Origin of the sequence: Flavobacterium sp., assembly GCF_043722275.1 — a bacterium.
Classification (GTDB): Bacteria; Bacteroidota; Bacteroidia; order Flavobacteriales; family Flavobacteriaceae; genus Flavobacterium.
In genome coordinates this window covers 31,481-55,609 of the sequence record NZ_JAYSPC010000065.1, presented here as the reverse complement: position 1 = coordinate 55,609, position 24,129 = coordinate 31,481, and the positions used below count along the sequence as shown (strand labels likewise).

15 protein-coding genes and 1 pseudogene are annotated in these 24,129 nt (G+C 33.3%); 6 read left to right on the top strand and 10 right to left on the bottom strand.

Annotated elements, in window-relative coordinates:
- The 5 genes and pseudogenes from ACHZDT_RS09435 to ACHZDT_RS09415 all read right to left on the bottom strand — a co-directional run.
- Positions 1-321: pseudogene (locus ACHZDT_RS09435) on the bottom strand (hypothetical protein); the annotation flags it as partial.
- A gap of 112 nt (positions 322-433) precedes the next feature.
- Positions 434-604, bottom strand: a complete 171-nt coding sequence (locus tag ACHZDT_RS09430) for a hypothetical protein (RefSeq protein ID WP_309759033.1) — start codon at positions 602-604, stop codon at positions 434-436.
- 644 nt (positions 605-1,248) lie between these two features.
- Positions 1,249-2,895, bottom strand: coding sequence for a S41 family peptidase (locus ACHZDT_RS09425; RefSeq protein WP_394774374.1), 1,647 nt, complete (start codon positions 2,893-2,895; stop codon positions 1,249-1,251).
- Between the two features lie 302 nt (positions 2,896-3,197).
- On the bottom strand, positions 3,198-3,926 hold the full coding sequence (locus tag ACHZDT_RS09420; RefSeq protein WP_394774373.1) for a tol-pal system YbgF family protein: 729 nt from the start codon (positions 3,924-3,926) through the stop codon (positions 3,198-3,200).
- 2 nt (positions 3,927-3,928) lie between these two features.
- Positions 3,929-4,513, bottom strand: coding sequence for an RNA polymerase sigma factor (locus ACHZDT_RS09415; RefSeq protein ID WP_394774372.1), 585 nt, complete (start codon positions 4,511-4,513; stop codon positions 3,929-3,931).
- Between the two features lie 262 nt (positions 4,514-4,775).
- On the opposite strand from ACHZDT_RS09415, the gene ACHZDT_RS09410 reads away from it, so the two are divergent.
- The 6 genes from ACHZDT_RS09410 to ACHZDT_RS09385 all read left to right on the top strand — a co-directional run bounded on the left by ACHZDT_RS09410 (position 4,776) and on the right by ACHZDT_RS09385 (position 16,661).
- Positions 4,776-5,075 (top strand): hypothetical protein, encoded by a 300-nt coding sequence (locus ACHZDT_RS09410; RefSeq protein WP_394774371.1) that lies wholly within the window; start codon positions 4,776-4,778, stop codon positions 5,073-5,075.
- A 189-nt stretch (positions 5,076-5,264) separates the two neighbouring features.
- Positions 5,265-6,251, top strand: a complete 987-nt coding sequence (locus ACHZDT_RS09405) for a hypothetical protein (protein WP_394774370.1) — start codon at positions 5,265-5,267, stop codon at positions 6,249-6,251.
- Between the two features lie 181 nt (positions 6,252-6,432).
- Positions 6,433-8,385 (top strand): PKD domain-containing protein, encoded by a 1,953-nt coding sequence (locus ACHZDT_RS09400; protein WP_394774369.1) that lies wholly within the window; start codon positions 6,433-6,435, stop codon positions 8,383-8,385.
- Positions 8,386-8,593: 208 nt separating this feature from the next.
- Positions 8,594-11,257, top strand: a complete 2,664-nt coding sequence (locus ACHZDT_RS09395) for a CHAT domain-containing protein (protein ID WP_394774368.1) — start codon at positions 8,594-8,596, stop codon at positions 11,255-11,257.
- Positions 11,209-11,646, top strand: coding sequence for a retropepsin-like aspartic protease (locus ACHZDT_RS09390; RefSeq protein ID WP_394774367.1), 438 nt, complete (start codon positions 11,209-11,211; stop codon positions 11,644-11,646). The genes ACHZDT_RS09395 and ACHZDT_RS09390 overlap by 49 nt, the downstream gene beginning before the upstream one ends.
- Positions 11,647-11,696: 50 nt before the next feature.
- Entirely contained in the window at positions 11,697-16,661 is a 4,965-nt protein-coding gene (locus ACHZDT_RS09385; RefSeq protein WP_394774366.1) for a T9SS type A sorting domain-containing protein, read from the top strand.
- Between the two features lie 341 nt (positions 16,662-17,002).
- On the opposite strand, the gene ACHZDT_RS09380 is transcribed toward ACHZDT_RS09385, so the two are convergent.
- The 5 genes from ACHZDT_RS09380 to ACHZDT_RS09360 form a co-directional block, all read right to left on the bottom strand.
- Positions 17,003-20,179: an efflux RND transporter permease subunit gene (locus tag ACHZDT_RS09380; RefSeq protein WP_394774364.1), complete on the bottom strand. Its 3,177-nt coding sequence runs from the start codon at positions 20,177-20,179 to the stop codon at positions 17,003-17,005.
- Between the two features lie 71 nt (positions 20,180-20,250).
- The gene (locus ACHZDT_RS09375; RefSeq protein WP_394774363.1) at positions 20,251-21,318 is read right to left on the bottom strand and encodes an efflux RND transporter periplasmic adaptor subunit; all 1,068 of its coding nucleotides are present in this window, start codon (positions 21,316-21,318) and stop codon (positions 20,251-20,253) included.
- Positions 21,319-21,327: 9 nt separating this feature from the next.
- Positions 21,328-22,662: a TolC family protein gene (locus ACHZDT_RS09370; protein WP_394774362.1), complete on the bottom strand. Its 1,335-nt coding sequence runs from the start codon at positions 22,660-22,662 to the stop codon at positions 21,328-21,330.
- A gap of 10 nt (positions 22,663-22,672) precedes the next feature.
- On the bottom strand, positions 22,673-23,272 hold the full coding sequence (locus tag ACHZDT_RS09365) for a TetR/AcrR family transcriptional regulator (RefSeq protein WP_394774361.1): 600 nt from the start codon (positions 23,270-23,272) through the stop codon (positions 22,673-22,675).
- Between the two features lie 107 nt (positions 23,273-23,379).
- A complete protein-coding gene (locus tag ACHZDT_RS09360; protein ID WP_394774359.1) occupies positions 23,380-23,901 on the bottom strand; it encodes a YceI family protein in 522 nt (173 codons plus the stop codon).
- Positions 23,902-24,129: the final 228 nt, after the last annotated feature.

Here is a 24,129-nt window from a genome sequence, read left to right as displayed (position 1 = left end):
CATTAAACTTACTTTTTTAGATTGTTGTTGAAACAAATCCACATGCTTTTCAGCACCAATCAAAGTCAAACCTTCTTCTATCAACTCGTTTAATTCTTTATTCCAACCCGAATTGTAGACAAATTGCGCAAAATTGCCTTCAGTGTATTGGGAAGTGTAATAATCTAAATAATAACTCATCAGCGCGTCTTCATGAATTAGATTATCATCTATTTTTTCCTCGCGCATCAGGTTAATTACTGAAATATTAGAGTGGATGACATCTTGCGGGTTTTCGCTGTTTGAGGCGGTTTCTGAGATAATTATTCTACCGAATTCCATAGATTTTGTGTTAGAATGTTTGGTACAAATTTCGGGTAAAATACTGAGGAATCGAAATGTTTTTTTTAGCCACAGATTACAATGATTAGCAGAGATTTAAATACGCTACCGATTAAATCTCATCAGATTTGTCACTACTCTTTTTCTGATTCATTTTTGTAACCAATGCCTTCAAGCGTAATGCTTTTGCTGCTTTTCCTTCTTGAAGTTTAGTCTTTTTCCGATTAAGCAATTTGGCGTGTAACGCCTTGTTTTTGGTGTTTTTTTCGGGTCCTTTTGCCATGATTTCCGTTCTTTACTTTGTTTTGCAAATTTCGGGGAAATAATAATATAAATGAGAATAATTTTTTTGGGCGTTATCCGCCGCGGCGGACCGGGCTATTGGCTCCAAGTCCTCGCACTTCCTTCGTCAGGCTGTGGGCTATCAGCTACTATGCCAATGTCATTAAGTTAAGCTTTTAAAAAATAAAATCCGTTTTTATCCGCGTTTTTACGAAGTAAATCTGTTTTATCCGCGTCAAAATTAGACGCTGATTTTACTGATTCGCTAAAGCGAAAACGCTGATAAAAACAGATTTTTCTAGTTGCTTTCTTGATTAAACTGTCAAGTAATTTTATAGATTTCCCCTTAACATAATGACATTGTCCTTAGGCGACGGAGGAAGGATCTTCGCAAGAAACTAACACAAAGTATTTCATAAATGGCGAGCTGCTTGCGGAGATCCCTCGTTCCTCGGGATGACAAAACTATACGAAAATAGTGTTATGAAAATGATTGTCCTAGCCCCGATAGAAGTGGGAATCCTTTTGTGTCCGCCGCGGCGGACACAAAAGATTGAAACGGATAGCGGGATTAACTCCTGAAAAAAAGATTTGGTTTTATCATAGAAATCGGGATGACAAAAATGCGCATAATAAAAAAGTAAGCTAAATCCTAGTTTCAATAAACACTAAAGCACGATCTAAAACCTCATCTTTTCCTTCCTGAATTCCTTTTATGGTTGGTTTTACTTCGATATCCGGAACGATTCCTATTCGTTGTGTTTCGCGTTTATCAGGATAATAAACTCCAATTCCTGAATATCTGGTGTGAAATAATTTGAAATCAAGCTCGGTTACATTTCCATCTGCTCCGGCAGTTTGGCTTCCTATAATTGTGGTGTTACCGGCAGTTTGAAAACACATCGCAGTCCATTCTGACTGACTTATAGATTCTTCATTCAATAACACAATAACTTTTCCTTTATAATTATCCTTGTTTTCAGAACCGCAGTTTGTTCCTTCTGTCCAATAAAATTTTCCAGGATAATTAAAATCAGGATAGGTATAAATTACAAATTTTTCTTCGTGAGCATTTAAAAATTTGGCGATATCATCATAAGTTCCTTGTGGATAATTCCTCATATCAAAAACAATAGCTTTGGTAGATTTTAATGCTTCGATCATATCTGGAACATTTGCACTTTTAAGAATCCCCATATCTACGTATCCAATATTATTATCAAGAACCTTAAATTTTTCTTTCTTTTTCCTGGCACCTTTTTTAAATTCATTTCTATGCGAATCATGATAATTAAACCATGTCATTGCTTTTGTTTCGTAGTGACCGTCTTTTAAAAACTCTACATTAACATTGTCTTCATTGCCTGTTAAAATCTTTCTAACCACTTTACCTAAAAGTGCAGGTTCATTTGAAGCTGCGTATAAATCTCTATATTCTGAAATAAATTCTGGAATTGTTTTGTCATCAATTTTTGTAATTACATCTCCTACTTTTAAATTATAAGCCTGAGCAAGACTGTCTGCAAGAATTTCAGTAACAACCATTTTGTTATCTATTATTTTACAGTTGGCAGGAAAATATCTTCTGCTTGCTTCAAATTTATTGTTTTTATATACAGCAAGTTCAACATGACTATCATCCAGCTTCGCCGATATTTTTCTCGTTGCTTTATAAAAATCATCATCGTTTTTAGCATCAAGAATTAATGGAAGTGCTTTTTCTAAAGTAATATCCCATTTTTGATCCATTATATATTTATACGGGAAAAAATATTCTACTAAATTCCAGTACGCAAACAACCATAGTATTTTTGAATTTTTATTATCGTATTTCAGATCAAAATAATTTCCGTTTTTGAAAGGATTATATCCTGGTCCTATTTCTTCATTAGTTTGGAATCTGTTTTTTTCTATAAATTTTAATTTTTTAGAAAGCTTTTTAGAGAACAATTTATTGCTGTTAATCCATGATAAATCGAAGTTTTTATCAAAATATTCAACATCTTTTGAAGGTATTATTGGAGCAATTTCCTTTATCGCTCCTAAATCATCAATCCAGTTTTCAAGAACTAATGAAAATTCTGCTTTAGTTTGGGCTTTTTCTATTTTAGGCAGATTTTCTAAAAGCTGATTGTCCCAATTAAAATCGCCATTGGCAACCTTTGGATGGTAATATTTTAAGAATCCCCAAACTTTGCAGGTCGCAATAAGTTTTTCGTTCTCTGTTATTTTGGCTTGACCGAAGCTAATTTGTGAAAAGATAAGTAGAAAAAAGAGGGTAATTTTTTTCATGTAATAATAAATGGTTTTGGTTAGTTTGTTTATAAAAAGAAAAATCGAATTTAGAATTAAAAATCTAAATCCGATTGAGGTTTTACGTAAAAGGGTTATTTTTTGTAAACTAAAAATCATTGTCAAAATTTAAAACTTTGACAATGATTTAAACTTATTATTAGAAACACAATCTTGTCATCCCTGAGGAACGAGGGATCTCCGTAAGACACAAACATAAAGTATTTCCTAATTGTCGAGCTACTTGCGAAGATTCCTCGTTCCTCGGAATGACAAATCAGGAGATAAATAATTAAATATTCCTAATTCAATTCATCCAGAAGCTTCTCAACATCATCATAATTTTCATAATCCTGCGAAATCGTCTGCAGGATTTCCTCGCATTCTTTGTATTTCTTTTGTTTTAGTTTTGATAAGGCAAGATTCCATTTTGCTTTTTCTTTATATACAGATGTTCCTGATTTCAATTCGTTAAAAATAGCTTCGGCTTTATTGTATTTACTTTCTTCTAATAACGAAACTCCGTAGAAATATTTAATTTCTGGTATATTGTTTTCTTTTAGAATTTCCTCAAAAAGCGGAATCGCAACTGCATATTTCCCATCGTTAAATGCTGTTTGCGCTTTGTTTAAGGTTGTATTTAAATCTCCTCTTTCTACAAAAGTTGCTGGTTCCGGATTATCATAATCGGCAAAAGTTGGATTATTATAATCAAAAAAGAACAACCCGAATAAAACAATAATCGATGCGGCGGCGGCATAATACCAAGGTCGCATTAGCACGACTTTTGGTTTATTGATATGAGTATTAAAATGTTTCTCTGAAATTGTGGTTAAATTTGCTGCAAACGCTTCTCTTTCTTCTTCAAATTCAAATTTGGTTGTAAGGCGTAATTGTACTTCCTTGAAAGTTTCAAACTCCGAAGACAATTCATGATTTTCAGACAATTGTTTTTCAAAATTATCTTTTTCCTCCACAGTCATTTCTCCCTGAAGATATTGATCGAATAATATATAGCGTTCTTCGTTCATGACTAATTATTTTTTAGCGATTTAAAATTTTTGGCTTCCTGAATCCACTGTGTTAATTGCCCCACGCATAACGATTTCTTTTTGCGGACATAACCGTAAGTAACGTTAAGTTTCTCAGCTACTTCTTCCATCGTTTTTGTGGTGAAACTCAGCTTTAACAACTCCTGGCATTTGTCTCCTAATTTTAGAAACATGGTATCAAAAAGCTGTTGTTTTTCATCAAATTCCTCTGTGTGAGTAATTAATTCCAGTGCAGATTCATTCATAGATACTGCATCTTCATTAATTGTTACCCCTTTATTTGATGTTTTTTTGAGTTCGTTGAGCCATTTTCTTTTACACAATAAAAAAAAGTAAGCATCAAACGGGCAAGTCAATTGTAGTGCATTGGCTTTAGCCTGATTAAAAAGTAAAATCATTATTTCCTGAACGATATCCTGCGCATGCTCTTTATCTCCTGAATTGTTCATAACGAACAGCACGACTTTTGGGACGCAATTTTTGTAAATGGTCTGAATAATTGCCGAATCATTTGCAGCAAGTCCTTCAATATACATTTGATCAGCATGAATCTTCGTTTTGCCCATAAAAAACTTTTTGAAGCTAATTTAGAAAACAATTATAAATAAATTTCACATTATAGGGTAACAATTAACAATTTAAGTTGATATAACGTAACAGGAAAGCTTTTTGGTCAATAAACCTCAATTTAGAATATTTAGAAAAGTAAGCCCACAGATTAAACGGATGAAACAGATTATCACGGGTTTTTTTAATTCCTGAATTCGTGCTTATTCGTGGGATTCTGGCAAAAAAGCTTCTGGAAAAACAATCAAAAAACTAAGCAAAATGGAAACTTATCAATTTATAGAAGACAAAAATCTGGATCGATTTCATAAAATGCTTTCTGCCAAAACACGAAATGGTTTTGTGATTATAGAGCATAACACAAAATTACCTTATGCTGTTTTATCTAAAGCTAAAAAAGAAATCAATCATCCTTTACATCTATTTATTACCTGTATCACATTTGGGCTTTGGTCAATTGTCTGGATTTATTTAGGGATTTCGCTTTCGCGGAAAAAAGACATTCTGGTCGCATTAGACGAAGATGGAAATTTATTCGAAGACAAATGCCTTTCAAAATAAATCAAAAACAAGGGTAACAATTTATAAAGCAACTTGATATAATAGTAAAAGAAGTTGAAAAAATAAATTTTGAAAATAAGGGTAACAATATCAAACCCAAATTGATATAAGAATATAAAATTAAAATTAACAACCAGAATCTGAAAACCACTTGAAACAATCAAGGCAGATTTATAAAAACTAGAAATCATGAACACAAATTTTAAAAAAATCGGACTTTTATTTTTATTAGTTATCAATTTTGTAAGCTGCGACAATAGCGACGGCGAAGACAATAATCTTGTTTTGCCTCCATCAGCAACAGCTTTTAAAGGAATTACCGAAAAAGGAATCAAGAAAAACACACAAAACTTTACCATAACTGCCGGAACCGGTGTAATAACTTTAACATCTGCCAAAGGAGTAAAATTAAACATCAACGGAGATTGTCTGACTAAAAACGGAGTTGCCGTAACCGGAGTTGTTGATATTGAATACATCGAACTTTTTGATAAAGGAAACATGTTGATTACCAACAAACCAACAATGGGTGTTATGGCTGACGGAAAGAAAAACTTGCTAATTTCAGGCGGAGAATTCTTTATCAAAGCCACGCAAGGCGGAGTTGAGCTTAAAACTTCCTGCTATATGAATTTAATTATTCCGGCTGCTTTAACAGATGGTGTCGACAATACAATGACCTTATGGAATGGTGCAATCGATGATAAAGGCGAATTAGCCTGGGAACAACCTAAACCAAATGCTGACGGAACTGGCGGTAAAGGCGGTGTTCAGGGTGAAGGAACTAATTATTATGTGACTTTTGGCAACTTTGGCTGGACAAACGTAGACCGTTTTTACAGTGATCCAAGACCTAAAACAACGCTTCTTGCTGATGCGCCAGATGGTTACGACAACAATAATAGCGCGATTTATTTGTCATATGATGGCGAAGGAACAAACGCACTTGCAAAACTAGATACGTATACAGCCGCAGGATTATTCAGCGAACATTACGGTCAAATCCCGATAGGTTTACAATGTCATGTGATTTTTGTGACTGAAGATAATGGTCAATGGCGTTATGCGATCAAAGCCGTAACCGTTGCTGCAAACGATGTTTACACCTTTACTTTAGCCGAAACAACCATTGGTACCGAAGCACAACTTGTAGCGGCAATCAATGCTATTCAGTAACTTACAAAATACTTTTAAGAAAAAGTGATGATTTGCTCATCACTTTTTTTTACATTTAATCCAGTTTTCAAAAACAATTCTGATGATTTTCAGAAGCTAATCCTGCTATCGTTGCAATCTTTTATGCCGAACACCGGCACAAAAGGATTTCCACTACTATCAGGGCTAAAAACCACTAGTTATGAAACCACTATCGTCTATTCTCTTTATTCTTTTTTCTTTATTTTCTTTCTCACAAACCAAAGTAAAAGATACCATAACCCGAAGAGCCAATATTGTTTTTATCCAGAACGGAAACGCTGTCACTTATAAACCGGAAACTCCGCCATTAATACCAATTGCCGGCGCACCAAAACCTAGTTATTCCTATTTATGGGAACTCGGTGACGGAAATTACAGTAAAGAAGCTGAACCTAAACACGTATATAAAAACAAAGGAACATACACCACAAGACTTGCCGTAACCAACAATTATGACAACGGAAAACCTCCGGCAACACGCCCGAAAAAAGTCGCCGTAAACGACATTACCGATCCTAATTATAAAGACATTGCTTCAATAGCAGATCAAAACGGATTTGCCATTATAAAAAATTGCGATCCAATCCCGGATCAGGAAATGGTAGTCGTTGTAGGTTATCAAAATCTGGAGAATTATGTATCAAGCGGAAAGTTATATTTGTTCTATAATGAGAAACAATTTAAAAGCAATAATTTCGAATTAGTCGATTTTAGAACCTACGCAAACGAGCGTGAAGTAAAAGAAAAAACCATTGCATCAATTAATGACCTCGATGATTCGAATACTTATCTGGCTTCGGCCGAAAACAATTTCAAAACCAAAAAATACAAAAACACAACTACCGAAGAAGATCTTGATGCATCATTATTAGATGCGAATAAAACCTATAATAATGTTTCTATTTTAGAATTTGATGACGTAAACCCAAGCGAAACCCACAATGTTTTTTATACGTTTAAAACAACTCCGGAAATGATCAAAGATACGAGCGCAACGGTTACCATGCGTGGTATTTTTGTCCCAAACAGAAGTTATAAAAACCACAAAATAAAAAATCTCGAAATGGAAATCGTGACTTCTCACGATCCTAACAAAATGGGATCTAACGGAAGTTTTATGAATTACAGATTGGTGCGTTTTAAACGCGTAAATTTCAAAACCCGTTTCCAGAACAATGGCGAAGGTCCGGCAAGAATGATCAGGTTAGAAACGGATATTCCGGATATGTTCGACAAGAAAACATTTCAGGTTGAGGATATGTATCCTAAATGCCCCATTTGTCCAAAAGGCGAAGTTCCAACCACAAGTTGTCTTGATACGATAATCAAAAAGAATCAAATCTATTTCACATTCAAAAACATTTATTTACCCGGAAGCGAACAAAAAAATGTACACGAAAAAGACAGTACAAAAGGTTTTGTAAAATACTCGATGAAGTTTGCCGAGGATTTTCATAAAGTAAAAACCAAAAGCAGAACGGCAATTATCTTTGACAAAAACGAACCTATTATTACCAATTACGCCACTACCAGATTTTTGCCCGGAATTTCGATTGGCGCAAAAGCGGGTTATAATGTATATCCTGATCTTGAAAAATCGACAAGTTATTTTGTGGGCGCGACAATTTCGCCTTTTAAATCGTATCGTTTTTATTGGCAGGCCGAATGGTTGAACGCGATTAATAAATACGAAAGTGGCGCAACCATAATTGAAGAAACTGTTGTAGGCGCAAATGGCACAAAACAATTTCAGCGCACGACAACAACAACCGAAAACAAAAATGTAAATTGGGAAATTCCTGTTTTAATCCGGTATAACATTAATAATTATATTGGCGTTGGCGCAGGAATTCAGGCGAATTTTGATGTTTCATCTGAACAAAATAAAATTAGTAAAATCGAAGCTTTTGAAGGTGGAACTGATCAGTTTTTAATAGATACGAGAATAGAATCAAGTTCAGTTTCAAATTCATTTGCCAATTTAAAAACAGGCGTTTTATTTGATTTGACTTTAGGTTTTGCCAGGATTGGTCCGAGTTTGGGGGCGCGTTATGTTATGAACTTCGAACAAAATTTTAACTATTTTCAGTTTTATGGAATCTGGAAATTTTAATTTTTTTTTCACCATATAAGCGATGTAAGTTCATATTATTAAAGCCGTTTCTGAAAACGAATGTCACCCTGAGCGAAGTCGAAGGCTCCACAACACAAAAGGTCCTCGACTTTGCTCAGACTGACAATGTTGACACAATATACTTTAACATGAACTTATATCACTTATATGGTTTAAATTTATCCGCTATACAAACGCAAACGTTAATATGAACTTATATCGCTTATATGTTTTAATCCTTCTTTTTGTAAATCTGAATGTTTTCGGACAGCATCAGGAAGATAAAATATATAATGCAGTTGATGCTTTTGTTGCGAATCCTTCGGCAAAAGCGTTGCAGAATCTTAGGAATACGGAAGCTGCTTTTTGGAGAAATCCAGAACCTAAAACTAAAGATGAACTATTGGCAATTGTAGTTTTAAATTGCAATAAAGCTTATTATGAAAACCAATTCGGGCAAACCGAAAAAGCTATTTCAAGTTACGAAAAAGCCTGGCAATTGTATCAGAAAAACAAACTCAGCAATTATGATATTATTGAGTTTTGCTTGAAACCTTTAGGAAATTTATATACGGTTTTGGGCGATTATGACAGTGCCGAAAACACGATTAAACAGTACTTTTTTATCGTCAATACTTCTAAAAATTATCCTGATGCTCAAAAGCAAAAGTTTGCTGCGATTCTTAATTTATCAAACGTTTATCAGAGTTCCGGTAAAATTAATTTGGCGATAGAATTATTAGAAAATACGCTGAAAACAGAAAAACTATCAAATGCTCAAAAAGGTGTTTTATACAATAATTTGGGAAATAGTTATTTGCTGAGTACAAATGGTTTTATTGTTAAAATGAATTCCTATTCTAATACTGAAAAATCATTTGAATTGGCAGTAAACTATCTGAAAACTGAAAAAGATCAATCTGAAACTTTATCAAATTCATATAGAAATTTAGCTTCATTAAACAGACAATGGCAACATTATGACATTGCGAATTCTTATCTTGAAAAAGGAGAAAAATTGTTTTTTGAAACCCCAAATCCACAACCTCAAAAAATTGCAAAACTTTATTATGAAAAAGCTTTGTTACTTTTTGATCAACGAAAATTTACTGAAAGTTCAGAAGAAATAAAAGCGATTTTCAAAATTTTGATTCCGAATTATAATTCGAAAAATATTCTTCCGAAACAGAACCAATTATATGCTGAAACGGTTTTAATTGATGTTCTGGATTTACAAGCAGAAATTTTCCTGAGACAAAACCAACTTAAAAAAGCGCTAGAATCTTATCAGCTTTCTCTTCATATTGAAGATTTGTTGATGAATGTTTTGGTTTATGAAAACTCTAAAATTATATCGCAAATCAGGGCAAGAAATCGTACTGAAAAATGTCTTTCGATTTATGACCGATTGTATCATGACGAAAATAAAATTGAATATCTGGAACAGGCTTTTCAATTAGCTGAAAGAACAAAATCGTGTATTTTAAAAAGTTATCGTTCGAATATCAAAAGTGCAACTGTTGAAGAAAAATCACTTTTGCAGGAACTTCAAAACTTAAATAATTCGATAATTAAGGAACAGCAAAAAGGAAATTCGGCTAATATTTCATTCATTAATCAGAATATAAAAAAGCAAAATGAACTGATGCTTGCCCTGAAGAAAATCCAATTTGGAAACCTGGGTAATATTCCTGAAAATTGCGATTTAAAAGGGTTGTTTTCAAAACTGGAAAAAGATAAAGCTGTAATGGTTTATTATTTTATGGGCGCTGAAAACCTTTATTATTTCACTTTACAAAATCAAAAAATTACTTTAAATCACATTTACATTACCGATACTGCAATACCTTTAATTGTCGATTTTTTAAATTATTTCAATAATGCAGATAATATTACAAGTAATATATCCGGATACAAGCATGTTGGAAATGCTGTTTATAATATGTTGAAATTGCCTCACAACAAAATTTACAAAAACCTGATTATTGTTCCTGACGGTATTTTGAATTTCCTGCCATTTGAAGCTTTGATTACGCAAGAATCTCCAACAACAAATTTTGCCAAAATGCATTATTTATTAAATGATTTTAAGATTGCTTATAATACGTCGGCAAACCTATATTTAAATGCAAAGCCCGTTTCAAACTCCCAAAAAACAGTTTTAGGTATTTTTCCGGTTTTCGAAAAAACAGCTTTTGAATTGAGTTATTCTAAGAAGGAAATGGAATCTATTCGAAGTAATTTTAAAGGAAAATATTTAGAAAATTCTGAAGCTACATTTTCTAATTTCAAAAAAAATGCAAACCAATATTCGGTTTTACATTTAAGTACGCACGCTTCTTCGGGTGATATTGAAACTCCGGCGAGTATTAAATTTTATGATCAGGAAATCTTATATTCTGAATTGTATAACCTCAACATCAATCCGGATTTGGTTGTTTTAAGTGCGTGCGAAACCGGACTTGGAAAACTGTATAAAGGCGAAGGCGCGATGAGTGTGGCAAGAGGGTTTCAGTTTGCCGGAGCGCAGAATTTACTTTTTTCATTATGGAAAGTAAACGATTATACGACATCGGTTTTTATGGCTGATTTTTATAAAAACGTCAAAAAAGATATTCCGTATTTTGAAGCTAATACGAATGCTAAAATTGCTTTTCTAAACGACAAATCAATTCCAAACGCTAAAAAATCTCCTTATTATTGGAGTTCATTTGTGTATTATGGCTCGATTTCGGCCGAAGAAAAATCGCCGAATTATATCTTTTACATGATTAGTTTATTGGCGGTAATTGGTTTATTTTTGATTTTCAATCATTATCAAAAATGGAAAATCTTCACGCGGTTCTCAAAAAAGAGAAATACAAAAAAATAAAATTCAAAGTTACTAAAACGCAGCATCTTCTTATAAAAGCAAAAATCAATGGTGTTTTGGGAAATTTTATTTTAGACACGGGAGCTTCTAATTCCTGCGTAGGATTTGAAAGTATCGAACGTTTTGAATTAAACGCAAAAAAATCGAAGACCAAAGCTTCAGGAGCTGGAGGAACTGGGATGAAAACGCAAATTTCAGCAAATAATAATTTACAACTCGGCAACTGGAAAAACATAGATTTTAGTCTAGTGATTTTTGATCTTTCGCATGTAAATGAAGCCCTAAAAGCCTATAAGGCAAAGCCTGTTCATGGCATTATTGGAGCCGATGTTTTACTTGAAGGTAAGGCGATTATAGATTATTATAATCATTGTTTGTATTTGAAATAAATTGAGTTTTTTGTATATATTTGTTAAAACAAATTAACAAACCTATACGTATGAAAAAAACTTTACTTTTTTTTCTTTTACTGTTTACTTCTATTTTTCATGCTCAAGTCAGTAATATGGAACACTGCGCAGGAAATAATACATTTGATTTAACTTTACAAAAACCACTTTTAATTGGTAATTTAAATCCTGCTGAAACTACTGTTAGTTATCACATAAGTCTTGCCGATGCAAACAATAATCTAAATGCAATTGCAAATCCTGCAAATTTTGTAGATACAGGAAATGTTCCAACTATTTATGCCAGAATTGACAATAACGGAATCATTACTACAAATTATTTTAATTTGATCGTGAATCCGGTTTTAGTTGCTAATGCTTCAGTTGTTTACGTAAACTGTGTTCCCAGAATAGTGATTTCCGGAAGCGGTGGTAATTCTAATTACGAATATTCACATGCAGGAGTTACTTTTACGCAAAACAATATTGTTAATAATCCAAGTCCGGGTTCTCAAACAGTATATGTTAGGGATGGAAATGGTTGTGTGGCTTCGAAATCATTGATTGTAGATTCTTTGAGTCCACTTTCCTGGCGTGTGGGAATAAAAGGTGTAACTTGCCCGGAATCAAATGATGGTACTGTTGAAGTTACCGCGTTAGGAGGAAAAGCTCCTTATTTATTTTCTATAGGAAATGAATTTACAAGTTCAAATATTTTCAGGAATTTAAAAGCTGGAGAATATACTGCAACAATACAGGATGCAACCGGATGTACTATTTCTTTTAATTTTACCATCCGTCCTATAAATCCTGTTATAGCAATAAGTACAATTATAACAAATGATAGTAATGCTGCTAATGAAGGGAAAATAGATTTAAATGTTTCTGGTGGAGCTCCTCCTTATATGTATTCTCTTAAAGATGACAGGGGAATAATTATTCCTTCTAAAACAACTAATCCTTTTACAGGTCTGGCTGCCGGATCATACGAAGTAATTGTAACAGATACTCAGGGATGTACTTTATCACAAAAAGGACTCAATATCCTTAATGCACCTACCCCTCTCACTACTACGGCAACGGTAACTCCTATTACGTGTGTTATTACTACCGGATCTATAACTATTACTCCGCATGGTGGTGTTTTACCTTATCAGTATTCTATAGATAACGGAAATACTTATGGTAATTCTAATGTGTTCTCTGGTTTAGTTGCCGGAACTTACAGCGTAAAAGTTCTTGATGCTGAAAATTCTGTAGTTTCAGCAATTTCAATAATAGATCCAATAAAAATGCCGGAAATAACCATAACTTATAAAGCTGTTCTTTGTCATGGGGATTCAAATGGTTCAATATTAGTTGGAGCAAGTAACGGAAAATCTCCTAATCTTTTTTCAATAAATGGAGGGGAATATATTTCTTATAATCTTTTTGAAAATTTATCAGCAGGAAATTATGTTTTATCAGTAAAGGATTCTAATGGTTGTATTGTTTCCGGATCAGTAACATTAAAAGACCCTGCTCTTATAACTGCCGAAATTGTGATTTCGGATAAAACTGTAGTAGTTAATGCTAGTGGCGGTTACGGAAAATATGATTATGCCATTGATGGAGGTATTTATAAGCAGGACGCTAATATATTTTCAAATGTAAGTTATGGCAATCACATAATTTATGTAAGAGATCCAAATAACTGTATTTTGATTCAACCAATATCAGTTGTAAAACCTGTTCCTGTTTTATCATCTGTTGTAGTTGATAAAGGAACATTAACAATTACTGCAACCGGAGGAACACTGCCTTATACGTATAGTCTTCAGGATATTTCGGGTTATCCAACATATAAAACTCAAGCAAGTAACATATTTACAGATGTGGTAAATGGCACTTACAAAACCATAGTAACAGATTCTAAAGGCGTCACATACGTACAAGCTGATATAATTGTTTCTGGATCATCTGTGCTTACTGCAATAGCTACTGCAACTTCTATAACATGCCGTGATCCTAAAGGTATTATAACTGTAATTGCAACCGGAGGGAAAAGTCCATATCAATATTCATTAGATTATGGAAATACGTATACAAACTCAAATGTTTTACCTAATCTAAATGTTGGTGGTTATACGATAACTGTTAAAGATTCAAATAATTTTAAAACTACTACTTGGGTTAATATCACTCCAGCAAGATCAGCAGTAATAACATCCGAAATTGTTTCTGAAATAAGCTGTAATGGTGCCAAAGATGGTGTAATAAAAATAAATGTAGTTGAGGGTCAGTCTCCATATACATATTCTATTGATAATGGTAATTTTCAACTTACTGAGACTTTTAGAGATCTAAGTGCCGGAAATCACATGATACGTGTTTTAGATGGAAACAGTTGTGAGGTAACGATCTCAGTAAAATTATCTGAACCTGTAGCAATAGTATCCACTGTTGTCGTTAATGATAAAACAATTTCTGCTTCGTCAACAGGCGGAACTCCACCATATAGCTATATTTTACAAAATAATAATGCAATAGTTACAGGACCTCAGACATCTAATACATTTGAAAATTTGCCATCAGGAGTTTATAGTTTACAAACTATAGATAAAAAAGGATGTACAACTATACAAACTGGGTTAACTGTTAGAGATTCGACTCTTCTTTCGGCTACAATTATGATCACGCCTTTAAATTGCGATAATCCTAAAGGATCAATTACTGTGAATGCCATAGGAGGTTCAGGTTCTTACGAATATTCATTAAACAATAATCCAAATTATAGCTTTTCAAATGTATTTTCCGGTTTATCTCCGGGAACGTATACGATAAGCGTTAAGGACAGTCAAAATGCTACAATAAGTTTTATCGCTATTATAAGTGCTCTTAATTCTTTAAACGCGACGGCACTTCTTACTAAAGAGGTAGATTGTGTCAGCAATGCTACAATAAATGTTAATGCCTCAGGAGGTAAAAGACCATATCAATACTCTTTAGATAATGGAGTAAGTTATAGTTCAATCAATACTTTTACCAACATAAATGCAGGAACCTACTTTGTTCGTGTAAAAGACTCTCTTGATTGTACAGCAATTACAAATACTATAACTATAAGACAACCTGTTCCTTTAACAGCAACGGTTTCAAGTTCTAAAATTGTAGATTGTTCTATAAACTATAATTCAACGATAACTATTACAGCAACTGGAGGTCAGGCTCCATATCAATACGCCGTAAATAGTTCAACAAATTATCAAACAGACAACATGTATTTTGGTGCAGCGCCCGGAACACATATTGTAAACGTTAAAGATGCTAGTGGATGTGTTTTTACAACTACTTTGGTTATAGAATCACCTTCATTACTGACATTAACTGCAACCATTGCGGAAGCCACAATTTGTGGAGGCAAAAATTCCGTAACTATCAATACAACTGGCGGACAAGCTCCGTATACTTATTCTTTTACAGGAGGAACTAGTTATTCTCCAGTAAACATAAGTGATTTATCAGGAGGAGATTACACCTTATTCGCAAAAGACAGCTATGGTTGTATTGCAACCGTATATATTACAGTACCATATACTACGGGACCTATAAATACAATACAGGCTATAACTAACACTACGGGACCTAATAGTAATGATGGAAGTATAACTACTTTAGCAAGTGGAGGAACAGCGCCATTTACCTATTCGCTTTTGAATAGTAATAATGTTATTATAATTCCTGCTCAGTTATCAAATACTTTTAGTAATCTTACAGCCGGAACTTATGGCATAATTGTAAAAGATGCAAAAGGCTGTTCTTCAGCTATAAACCAGGCTACTATTTTATCGCTATCATCAACGCTTTCAGCAGTCGCTACTGTAAGTCAGCCAAGTTGTGACGATCCAACAGGAGTTATAACTATTGTAGCAGACGGAGGTTCCGGCATTTACCAGTATTCTATAGATAATGGCGAAACTTATATTAATTCTAATGTCTTTATTGTCATGCAACCTGGCAATTATATAATAACAGTTCGTGATTCGCAAAATGCAATATATACTCAGAATTTAATTGTAATGCCTTTGAATCCTTTGTTCCTTAATGCAACAATTGTTTCTAATGTAACTTGTTTGTCAAACGGAATAATAATAGCTACTGTTGCAGGTGGTCAGGCTCCATATTCTTATTCGCTAAATGGAGGTTCTTTTCAGAGTACTAATATGTTCGCTGAACTAAGTCCCGGCAATTATACTATTGCAGTAAAAGATGCTAATGGCTGTATCGAAATTGTAAACATAATTCTTAGTTCACCAGCTCCTATAATTGCAACTGTAACTACAGACAATCAAAACATAACAGTAAATGTTGTTGGTGGAAATGGGAGTTATCAATATTCATTAGACGGAATTATTTTTCAAGCAAATAACATTTTTACAAATGTAAACTACGGAACGTACCAATTATTTGTTAGAGACCAAAATGGATGTTTAGTTAGTATTACAACTACTGTAGATCCACCAGCTCCTTTGATAGATGGCAAAAACATTATAACAATAGAATTTAAACTGGGACAAACTTTAGGAGATTTAGTTATTAACGGTCAAAACATTAAATGGTACAGTAATCAGAATCCTTTAGGAGGAAAAACAACTAAGTCAAGTGAGGTTACTTTATCATTAACGACACTTTTGGTTGACGGAACTACTTATTACGCTTCTCAAACCATAAACGGAATTGAAAGTATAGAACGTCTTGCTGTTACAACCAAATTAAACGGATCACTTTCTGCTCCTGATTTTGCTTTGTCTAATTTTAGATTCTACCCAAATCCTGTGCAACATACATTGACAATAGATAATACTGCTACTATTGATGAAATAGAAATAATATCCGTTTCCGGAAAATCTGTTTTGGCTAAGAAAATAAACAATACGCATTCTGAAATTGATTTATCAAATGTTTCAAGCGGATTTTATTTATTAAAAGTAAAATCTGAAGGACAAATTAAAACAATCAAGATTGTGAAAAAGTAAAAAAATAAAATTCCAATATTAAAAATTCCAAATTCCAAAAATGGAAAAATAAAAAAAGGAAATTACGATCCTGAAGCCTCGGGAGAAATTCCAAAATTCCAATTCTTAACGATGAGGTAAAATCAAAAAATCCCAAATTCCTGACTGGAATTTGGGATTTTTTATTTCTAAAACTTCCTTGTCTTCATTATTAAATTCTGATTAAGCATCCGAAGATCTTTTTATAACTTCATCAAATCAGCTGATCCAGACTTTATAAATAATCCTGAATAACATTCAACCAAAAAAAAATCCCAAACTCCGTAAGGAATCTGGGATTTTTCAATCTAAAATTAAATCAATTAATGGGTATGTTTAGGATTAAAACCGTCTTCACTTAATTCGGTATGCTTATAATCAGCAACCATTTCAGCTTCGTAATCGACTTTTTCTCCTTTGCTAACTCTTGCAATTATTTTTTCCATGATACTATAAATAACAGGAACCACGATAAGGGTTAGGAATAAGGAAGAAATTAATCCTCCTATAATTACCCAAGCCAATCCGTTTTTCCATTCAGCTCCTGCTCCAGATGCTAATGCAATTGGGAACATACCAAATACCATCGCAATTGTAGTCATCAAAATCGGACGTAAACGAGCGTGATTCGCCTGAATTAACGCTGTTCTGATTGATTCTCCTGCTGCTCTTCTTTGATTGGTATAATCGACTAACATGATGGCATTCTTACACACCAGACCAATCAACATTATGACCCCAAGAATCGTAAATATATTTAAGGTATTGTTTGTTAAAGCTAAAGCTAATAATACTCCGATAAACGAAAGCGGAATTGCAAACAATACTACAAACGGGTGAACGAAACTATCATAAAGCCCAACCATTACAAGGTAAACTAAAATAATAGCGGCTAATAAAGCGATCCCTAAAGTACCAAAACCTTCACTTTGGTTTTCCTGATCTCCACCCCAAATATAACTTACACCAACCGGTTTTTTAAGTTTATCTAATTTTTCCTGCCATTGCGTTACGATTGTTCCTGAAGGAACCCCAACATTCTGACCTTGTACGGTTACAGATGCTGTTTTATCTCTACGCTCTAACTGGCTAGGTCCTGAACCTTCTTTAATTGTAGCAAATTGAGACAATTTGATTTGTTGTCCTGCTGCATTAATGAAAATTAAATTACTAACATCTGTAATGTTTTTTCTGTCAAAAGCATTGTATTTGATGTTGATATCATATTCGTATTCACCAGCTCTGTATTTTCCATCAGTATTTCCACTGTAAGCAGTTTGCATGGTTAAACCAACTGTTTGAAGTGTTAAACCTAAAGCAGCCATCTTATCTCTGTCAACCTGAACATTAATTTCAGGATTTCCGTCCTCAACTGTCAATTTAATCTCAGTTGTTCCGGGAATTTTACGCAATTCAGCTTCAGCTAATTTAGCATAAGCCATAGCGGCGTCAGTTGAAGGACCTGTTACGATTAATCCTAATGTTGCATTATCAGCAGTACCTAAGATACCTACAGGAACTGTTTTTACTTTTGCTCCAACTAATACTTTTTCAAGCTTACGCTTCATTTTTGCAGCGTAAACTGCTGCACCATCTGTACGATCTTTTTGTTCGATCATTTTTACGTCAATCTCAGCTTTGTAAGCCGTAGCCTGAGATGCTCCTAAACCTTCACTGGTTTGTCCTACAGTTGTAATTTGGCTGTAAACATATTCCTGTGTTTTCAAAAATGCTTCAGCTTTCTGCGTCATAAAGTTAGTTTGTTCTAACGAAGCATCTTTCGGCATTTCGATTTGAACTAAGAACTCACCACTATCAGAAGATGCAAAGAATTCTCCACCAATATAACCTCCGCCAAGCAATGAAAAGATAGATCCAAAAAACAATACCAGAACGATTACAATTGTTTTAACATAATGATCTAAACTCCACTCTAATAAACCGGAAACCCAGTTTGTAAAACGTGTTAAATAGCTTTCGAAACCAAGAATAATTCTTCCAAATAAATTTTTTCCTTCAATATGTTCCAATTTACCATAACGAGATGATAACCAAGGAATGATTGTAAATGAAGCTAAAAGTGACAGTAAAGTTGAAATAATTACAGTAACACAAAATTGTGTAATAATATTAGAAACTAAACCGGAACTCATTGCAATAGGCAAGAACACCACCACAATTACTAATGTAATCGAAGTTACAGTTCCACCAATTTCCGCAGTTCCGTCATACGAAGCACGAATTCGGCTTTTACCCATTTCCATGTGCCTGTAAATATTTTCGAGGACCACAATCGCATCATCGACCAGAATACCTACAACAAGAGATAATCCTAATAAACTCATTAAGTTTAATGTATATCCCATTAAATAAATACCAATAAATGTTGAAATTAACGATGCAGGAATCGAAACCATTACAATCAACGAGTTTCTAATACTGTGCAAGAAGAACAACATTACAAAAGCTACCAGAATAACCGCAATTAATAAATCGTGTACTACAGAATCTGCAGCTTCAAGAGTAAAGATTGTACTGTCTTTTGCAACTTGTAATTTTAATTGATTGGTTTTATAATCTTGTTCCAGAAGAGCAATTGTTTTTAATAATTGTTCACTTACCGCAACGGCATTTGCATCTGATTGTTTGATAATTTGCAAAACAATCGCACTTTTTTGATCTACACGTGATATTTTTTCAGCAATTTTCTGAGTATCCTGAACGTCAGCAATATCTCCTAAACGAATTTGAATTCCGTTTTGAGAAGAAACAACTAAGTTTCTTAATTCCTGAACACTTTTATATTTACCCGCTAAACGAATTAATATTTTTTGATTACGAGTTTGGATATTTCCTGTTGGGAAATCTAAGTTCGAAGTCAAAATATTTTGTTGTACCTGAGGAATAGAAAGGTTGTAAGCCTGCATTTTTACAGCATCAAGATTTACCTGAATTTCGCGCTCAGAACCACCAATAATATTTACCTGAGCAACACCCGTTACACGAGACAAAACGGGAGCAATTTTTTTATCAATTAAGTCATAAAATGCTGCTTCGTCCATTTTTCCATTGGCACCAAGCGTCATAATTGGTAAATCACTCAACGAGAACTTGGTTAACGCCGGTGTTTTTGCATCATCCGGTAAATCACTAATAATAGCGTTTATTTTTCGCTGTGCATCATTCATCGAAATATCAACTTTTGCAGTCGATGTTAATGTGATAGATACAATAGACAAACTCTCATAAGACTTAGAGTCAATTTTCTTGATATTCTCTAAGGACGCAATAGCATCTTCAATTTTCTTGGTTACTGTATTCTCTACCTCACTTGGAGAAGCTCCGGGATAAATAGTAGAAATTGTAATAACGTTTTGTTCAAATTTCGGGATCAGCTCATAGCCTAACTGGCTGTAGCTAAACAATCCACCAAGTATCAGAATCGTAAACAATACGATTACTAACGACGGACGTTTTATGGATATTTCGGCTAATTTCATATTTGTTGCTTTAGGCTGTAGGCTTTAGGCAATAAGCTTGATGCTTATGGCGTATAGCTTAATGCTTTAAATTATTTAATAATTTCTACTGTATTACCGTCTTGTAAGTTAATTTGTCCTGTAACAATTACAATTTCTCCGTCAGACAATCCATTTACAATTTCTACCTGATCTCCTAAAATTCTTCCCGCAGTTACTTTCTTTAATTTTGCAATACCATTTTCAACTACAAAAATTTCGTTACTGCTCACACTTCCTACAAATGCATTACGCGGCACAACCATTAAGTGTTGTTTTTGTTGTTTTGATGCAAAATTTGCAGTTCCGTACATACCTGCTTTAAGGTCATTGTTTGAGTTATTTGCAATTTCAATTTCAACCGGAAAACTTAAAGATTCATCTGCTTTTGCAGCAATAAAAGTAATTTTTCCTGTAAAAGTTTTATCCGGATAAACACTCGCTGTTACATTAACATTGTCTCCTTTTTTTAAACTTGCTACCTGAGTTTCATTTACTGTAACTACTAATTTTAGTTTAGAAACATTTACAATATCATACAAGGCAGTTGCAGGCATTCCTGTCAGGATAGATCCCGGCTCAATGTATTTTTTATTGATGAATCCGCTAATTGGCGCTTTTACTCTTGTGTCTCCAACATTAATATTAGCTTGTGTCAAACTAGACTGAGCATTTGTTAATGCTAATTTTGCCTGATCTACTTGTTGTTTAGTAACTCCACCTGTTTTATATGCATTTTCATATCTTGCATAATCAGATTTTGCATTTTGATAAACTGCTTGTGCTTGTTGTGCACTTACATTAATAACGTCACCTCTCATTGTTAATAAAGTCTGACCTACTTTTACGTAATCTCCTTCTTTAGCCAAAACACTAATTACTTTTCCAGATTTTTCAGCAGAGAAAGTCAATTGTTGGATAGGTTGAAAGTTTCCGTTTGTAACGAAATCTAATGAAACTTCTTCTGTTTTAACGGGAGCTACTTTTACTGAAATTGCAGCATTTTTCTCGGCTACGATATCAGTTTTAGCTTTATTCTCTTTCTTATTATTATTTAAGACATATCCAATCACACCAAGGGCTGCAATTATGATTACGATTGTTATAATAGTTTTCTTCATTTTGTTTAGTTATTTAATAAGAGTTTTAAGTTCGCCTTTTGATTTGATTAGTGCTACTTCGGCAATTTTGTAATTCAATATTGCTCTTGTGTAGTTATTTTGAGCTTCAAGTTGTGCATTTTCAGAATCTAATAAATCTGTTAATGAAGCCAATCCCTGAAGATAATTGTTTTTTGTATCGCTTAGGATTTCAGTCGCTAAACGCATATTTTCTTTTTGATTCTCGATCGTGATAAGGTTATTTTCCATATCAGCAACTGCATTTCTGTAATCTAAATCAAGTGAAAGTTTCGTGTCCTTAATATCTTCCTGAAGCGATCTGATTTGTACATCGGCTTGTCTTACTTTAGCACGAGTTCCAAATCCTGTAAAAATTGGTACGTGTAAGTTTAATCCAATTGCAGAATAATCTGACCAGTAAACGCCATCTTTAGGTTTTGCAAACCAAGGCATTTCCGGACCCTGACCAATATAATTGTAACCGGCAGTTAACGAAAGCGTAGGATAATATCCAGCTTCAACAGCTTTTTTATTGAATACTAAAAGCTCTTCTTGTTTTTTCAAAAGCAAATATTCTGTTCTAGTTTCTGTATTAGGCGTTTCTGTTAATGCAGCAGGAATCACTTCAAATTCTTCTTTTGGAATATCAATTACAGTTTCTATAGGCATTCCCATATAAAACTTCAAAGCGTTTTCCTGTAATGTAATTTGATTTTTAATTTGTTGACGTTCTGTATCAATGTTTGACATTTTAACTACGATACGATCTAAGTCAATTTTTTTAGCAAGACCGTTATCAAATTGTCCTTTTACAATATCACGAACTTTGCTTGTATTAACATAATTACTGTCTAATAAAACTAATCTTTCGCGTTGTACATAAACAGAATAATAGTTATTAGCAACTCTTTCAATTACTTGTTCTTCTGTTAATTGATTGTTTATTTGATAGAATTCGCGTGTAGATCTTGCGGCTCTTAATCCTGTAAAAACAGATTGATCAAATATTGTCTGAGTTAATGCAAGTCCTGCGCCCGAAGTCCATTTTTGACCAAATGCCGCCTGAATTGTAGTTCCCGGAGCACCAAAACCAGCTCCGTCAATAACTGTAGTTTGTATTACCGGATTGTAAGTTAAACTTCCGTTTGCAGAAATTTGAGGTAACGCTCTTGAACGTACTTCCTGAATTTTATACTCACTATTTTCAACCTCCAGTTTTGCTTTTTTTGCATCTGCTTTATTTTCAAGCGCATATAAAATAGCATCTTTCAGGGTTAGTGTTTTGACTTGTGCGCTGGCAGACAAGCCAATTGAACACAAAAATATAAGAATTATTCGTTTCATAGATTGATGATTAAATGATAATTTTTTTAAGTTGTTTTTCTAATTCCAGTATTCCTTTTTCGGTTGCCATAGCTCTTGTATGGTATTCCAAAGCTTCTAATTCTACTTTTTGTGCTTCTCTTTCAGAAACCGTAGTTGCATTAATGTGAAAAATAAGTGTGTAATAAAATTTTACATATAAATCTATATTCAAATCCGGTCTGTATAAACCTTCGCGGATTCCTTTTAAGATATTATCTCTAAAATAATGATTACACTGATCTATTTCATTCGTCATTATATTTTGATAAATTTCCGGATAATGCTTTTTTAACTGATATAAAGGCGAAGTATCCGTTGCATTTTTAAACATATCACGAAACATTTCTCTTATTTCAAAATTCTCATGTATCGCATTAAAATTTTTCGCTACAATAGTTTCAATAACCTCATTTACTTGTTGATGAACTGTCGATGTGCTCTCTTCGATCAAAACTTCCTTATTACAGAAATATTTATAAATCGTTTTTTTAGAAATACACATTTCTCCGGCAATATCGTCCATCGTAACACTTTTAAAACCAAGCTTTAAAAACAACTCGCTTGCTTTTGCTATAATTTTCTCTTTCATCTTAATTTTCAAATTGTATTACAAATATACTCAGGAAACTAAAATTAGAAAAATAGTTTCCGTAATTTTTGTAATAATTTTACATTAATTTATTCATTGTGTAAGATTTAAATACTAAACTCTAAGTTTGCGATAAGCTTAATATCTTTCCCTAAAGCTAAACCGCCATTATGATTGAACGAATTATAATCTAATCCAAAGTCCTGACGCTTAATATCTCCCTTAATTTCAAAAGCTACTTTTTTCTCGCCATTGTAATTATTAATACCAATAAACTCAGCATCAAGTTCTACCACTCTGGTTACGTCTTTTATAGTCAAATCTCCTTTAAAGAAATTGATATTATTGTTTACTTTTTGAAAAGAAGTCGATTTAAAACTGATAATAGGATGCTCATTTACATCAAAAAAATCCTGAAGTTGTAAATACGTGTCTATTTGTTGAAAACTATCTTTTTTGTTATTAATGTCTAGTGAAAACTCAACCGAAGCATCTTCAATTTCATTGTCTTCAATATTCACATAACCATCAAATTTATTTGTAGTTCCTCCCATATAGGCAATTATCGAATGTCTCATTTTAATTAAAACATCTGATTGGCTAGAATCTAAGGTCCATGTTGTTTTCATAAATTACTGGTTTAATGAGGTTATAAATTACTCAAAACTCTTAAGGAAACTTTTTTAGTGTTCAGAGTTTCCAATTAAAAGTGCAAATATAAACAGGAAACTCGAAACACCAAGAAAGTTTCCGAGTTTTTTTTAAAATAAATTTAACATGTTATAAATTAACATATTAACCACAAAATTCAAACGGAAACTATGATTTAAAATTATAAGAAAGAAATAATTCATAAT

What these genes read in the sequence shown, in the direction of transcription:
- ACHZDT_RS09430 (WP_309759033.1), bottom strand. Translation starts at nt 604, where the DNA reads ATGGCAAAAGGACCCGAAAAAAACACCAAAAACAAGGCGTTACACGCC.
- ACHZDT_RS09425 (WP_394774374.1), bottom strand. Translation starts at nt 2,895, where the DNA reads ATGAAAAAAATTACCCTCTTTTTTCTACTTATCTTTTCACAAATTAGC.
- ACHZDT_RS09420 (WP_394774373.1), bottom strand. Translation starts at nt 3,926, where the DNA reads ATGAACGAAGAACGCTATATATTATTCGATCAATATCTTCAGGGAGAA.
- ACHZDT_RS09415 (WP_394774372.1), bottom strand. Translation starts at nt 4,513, where the DNA reads ATGGGCAAAACGAAGATTCATGCTGATCAAATGTATATTGAAGGACTT.
- ACHZDT_RS09410 (WP_394774371.1), top strand. Translation starts at nt 4,776, where the DNA reads ATGGAAACTTATCAATTTATAGAAGACAAAAATCTGGATCGATTTCAT.
- ACHZDT_RS09405 (WP_394774370.1), top strand. Translation starts at nt 5,265, where the DNA reads ATGAACACAAATTTTAAAAAAATCGGACTTTTATTTTTATTAGTTATC.
- ACHZDT_RS09400 (WP_394774369.1), top strand. Translation starts at nt 6,433, where the DNA reads ATGAAACCACTATCGTCTATTCTCTTTATTCTTTTTTCTTTATTTTCT.
- ACHZDT_RS09395 (WP_394774368.1), top strand. Translation starts at nt 8,594, where the DNA reads ATGAACTTATATCGCTTATATGTTTTAATCCTTCTTTTTGTAAATCTG.
- ACHZDT_RS09390 (WP_394774367.1), top strand. Translation starts at nt 11,209, where the DNA reads ATGGAAAATCTTCACGCGGTTCTCAAAAAAGAGAAATACAAAAAAATA.
- ACHZDT_RS09385 (WP_394774366.1), top strand. Translation starts at nt 11,697, where the DNA reads ATGAAAAAAACTTTACTTTTTTTTCTTTTACTGTTTACTTCTATTTTT.
- ACHZDT_RS09380 (WP_394774364.1), bottom strand. Translation starts at nt 20,179, where the DNA reads ATGAAATTAGCCGAAATATCCATAAAACGTCCGTCGTTAGTAATCGTA.
- ACHZDT_RS09375 (WP_394774363.1), bottom strand. Translation starts at nt 21,318, where the DNA reads ATGAAGAAAACTATTATAACAATCGTAATCATAATTGCAGCCCTTGGT.
- ACHZDT_RS09370 (WP_394774362.1), bottom strand. Translation starts at nt 22,662, where the DNA reads ATGAAACGAATAATTCTTATATTTTTGTGTTCAATTGGCTTGTCTGCC.
- ACHZDT_RS09365 (WP_394774361.1), bottom strand. Translation starts at nt 23,272, where the DNA reads ATGAAAGAGAAAATTATAGCAAAAGCAAGCGAGTTGTTTTTAAAGCTT.
- ACHZDT_RS09360 (WP_394774359.1), bottom strand. Translation starts at nt 23,901, where the DNA reads ATGAAAACAACATGGACCTTAGATTCTAGCCAATCAGATGTTTTAATT.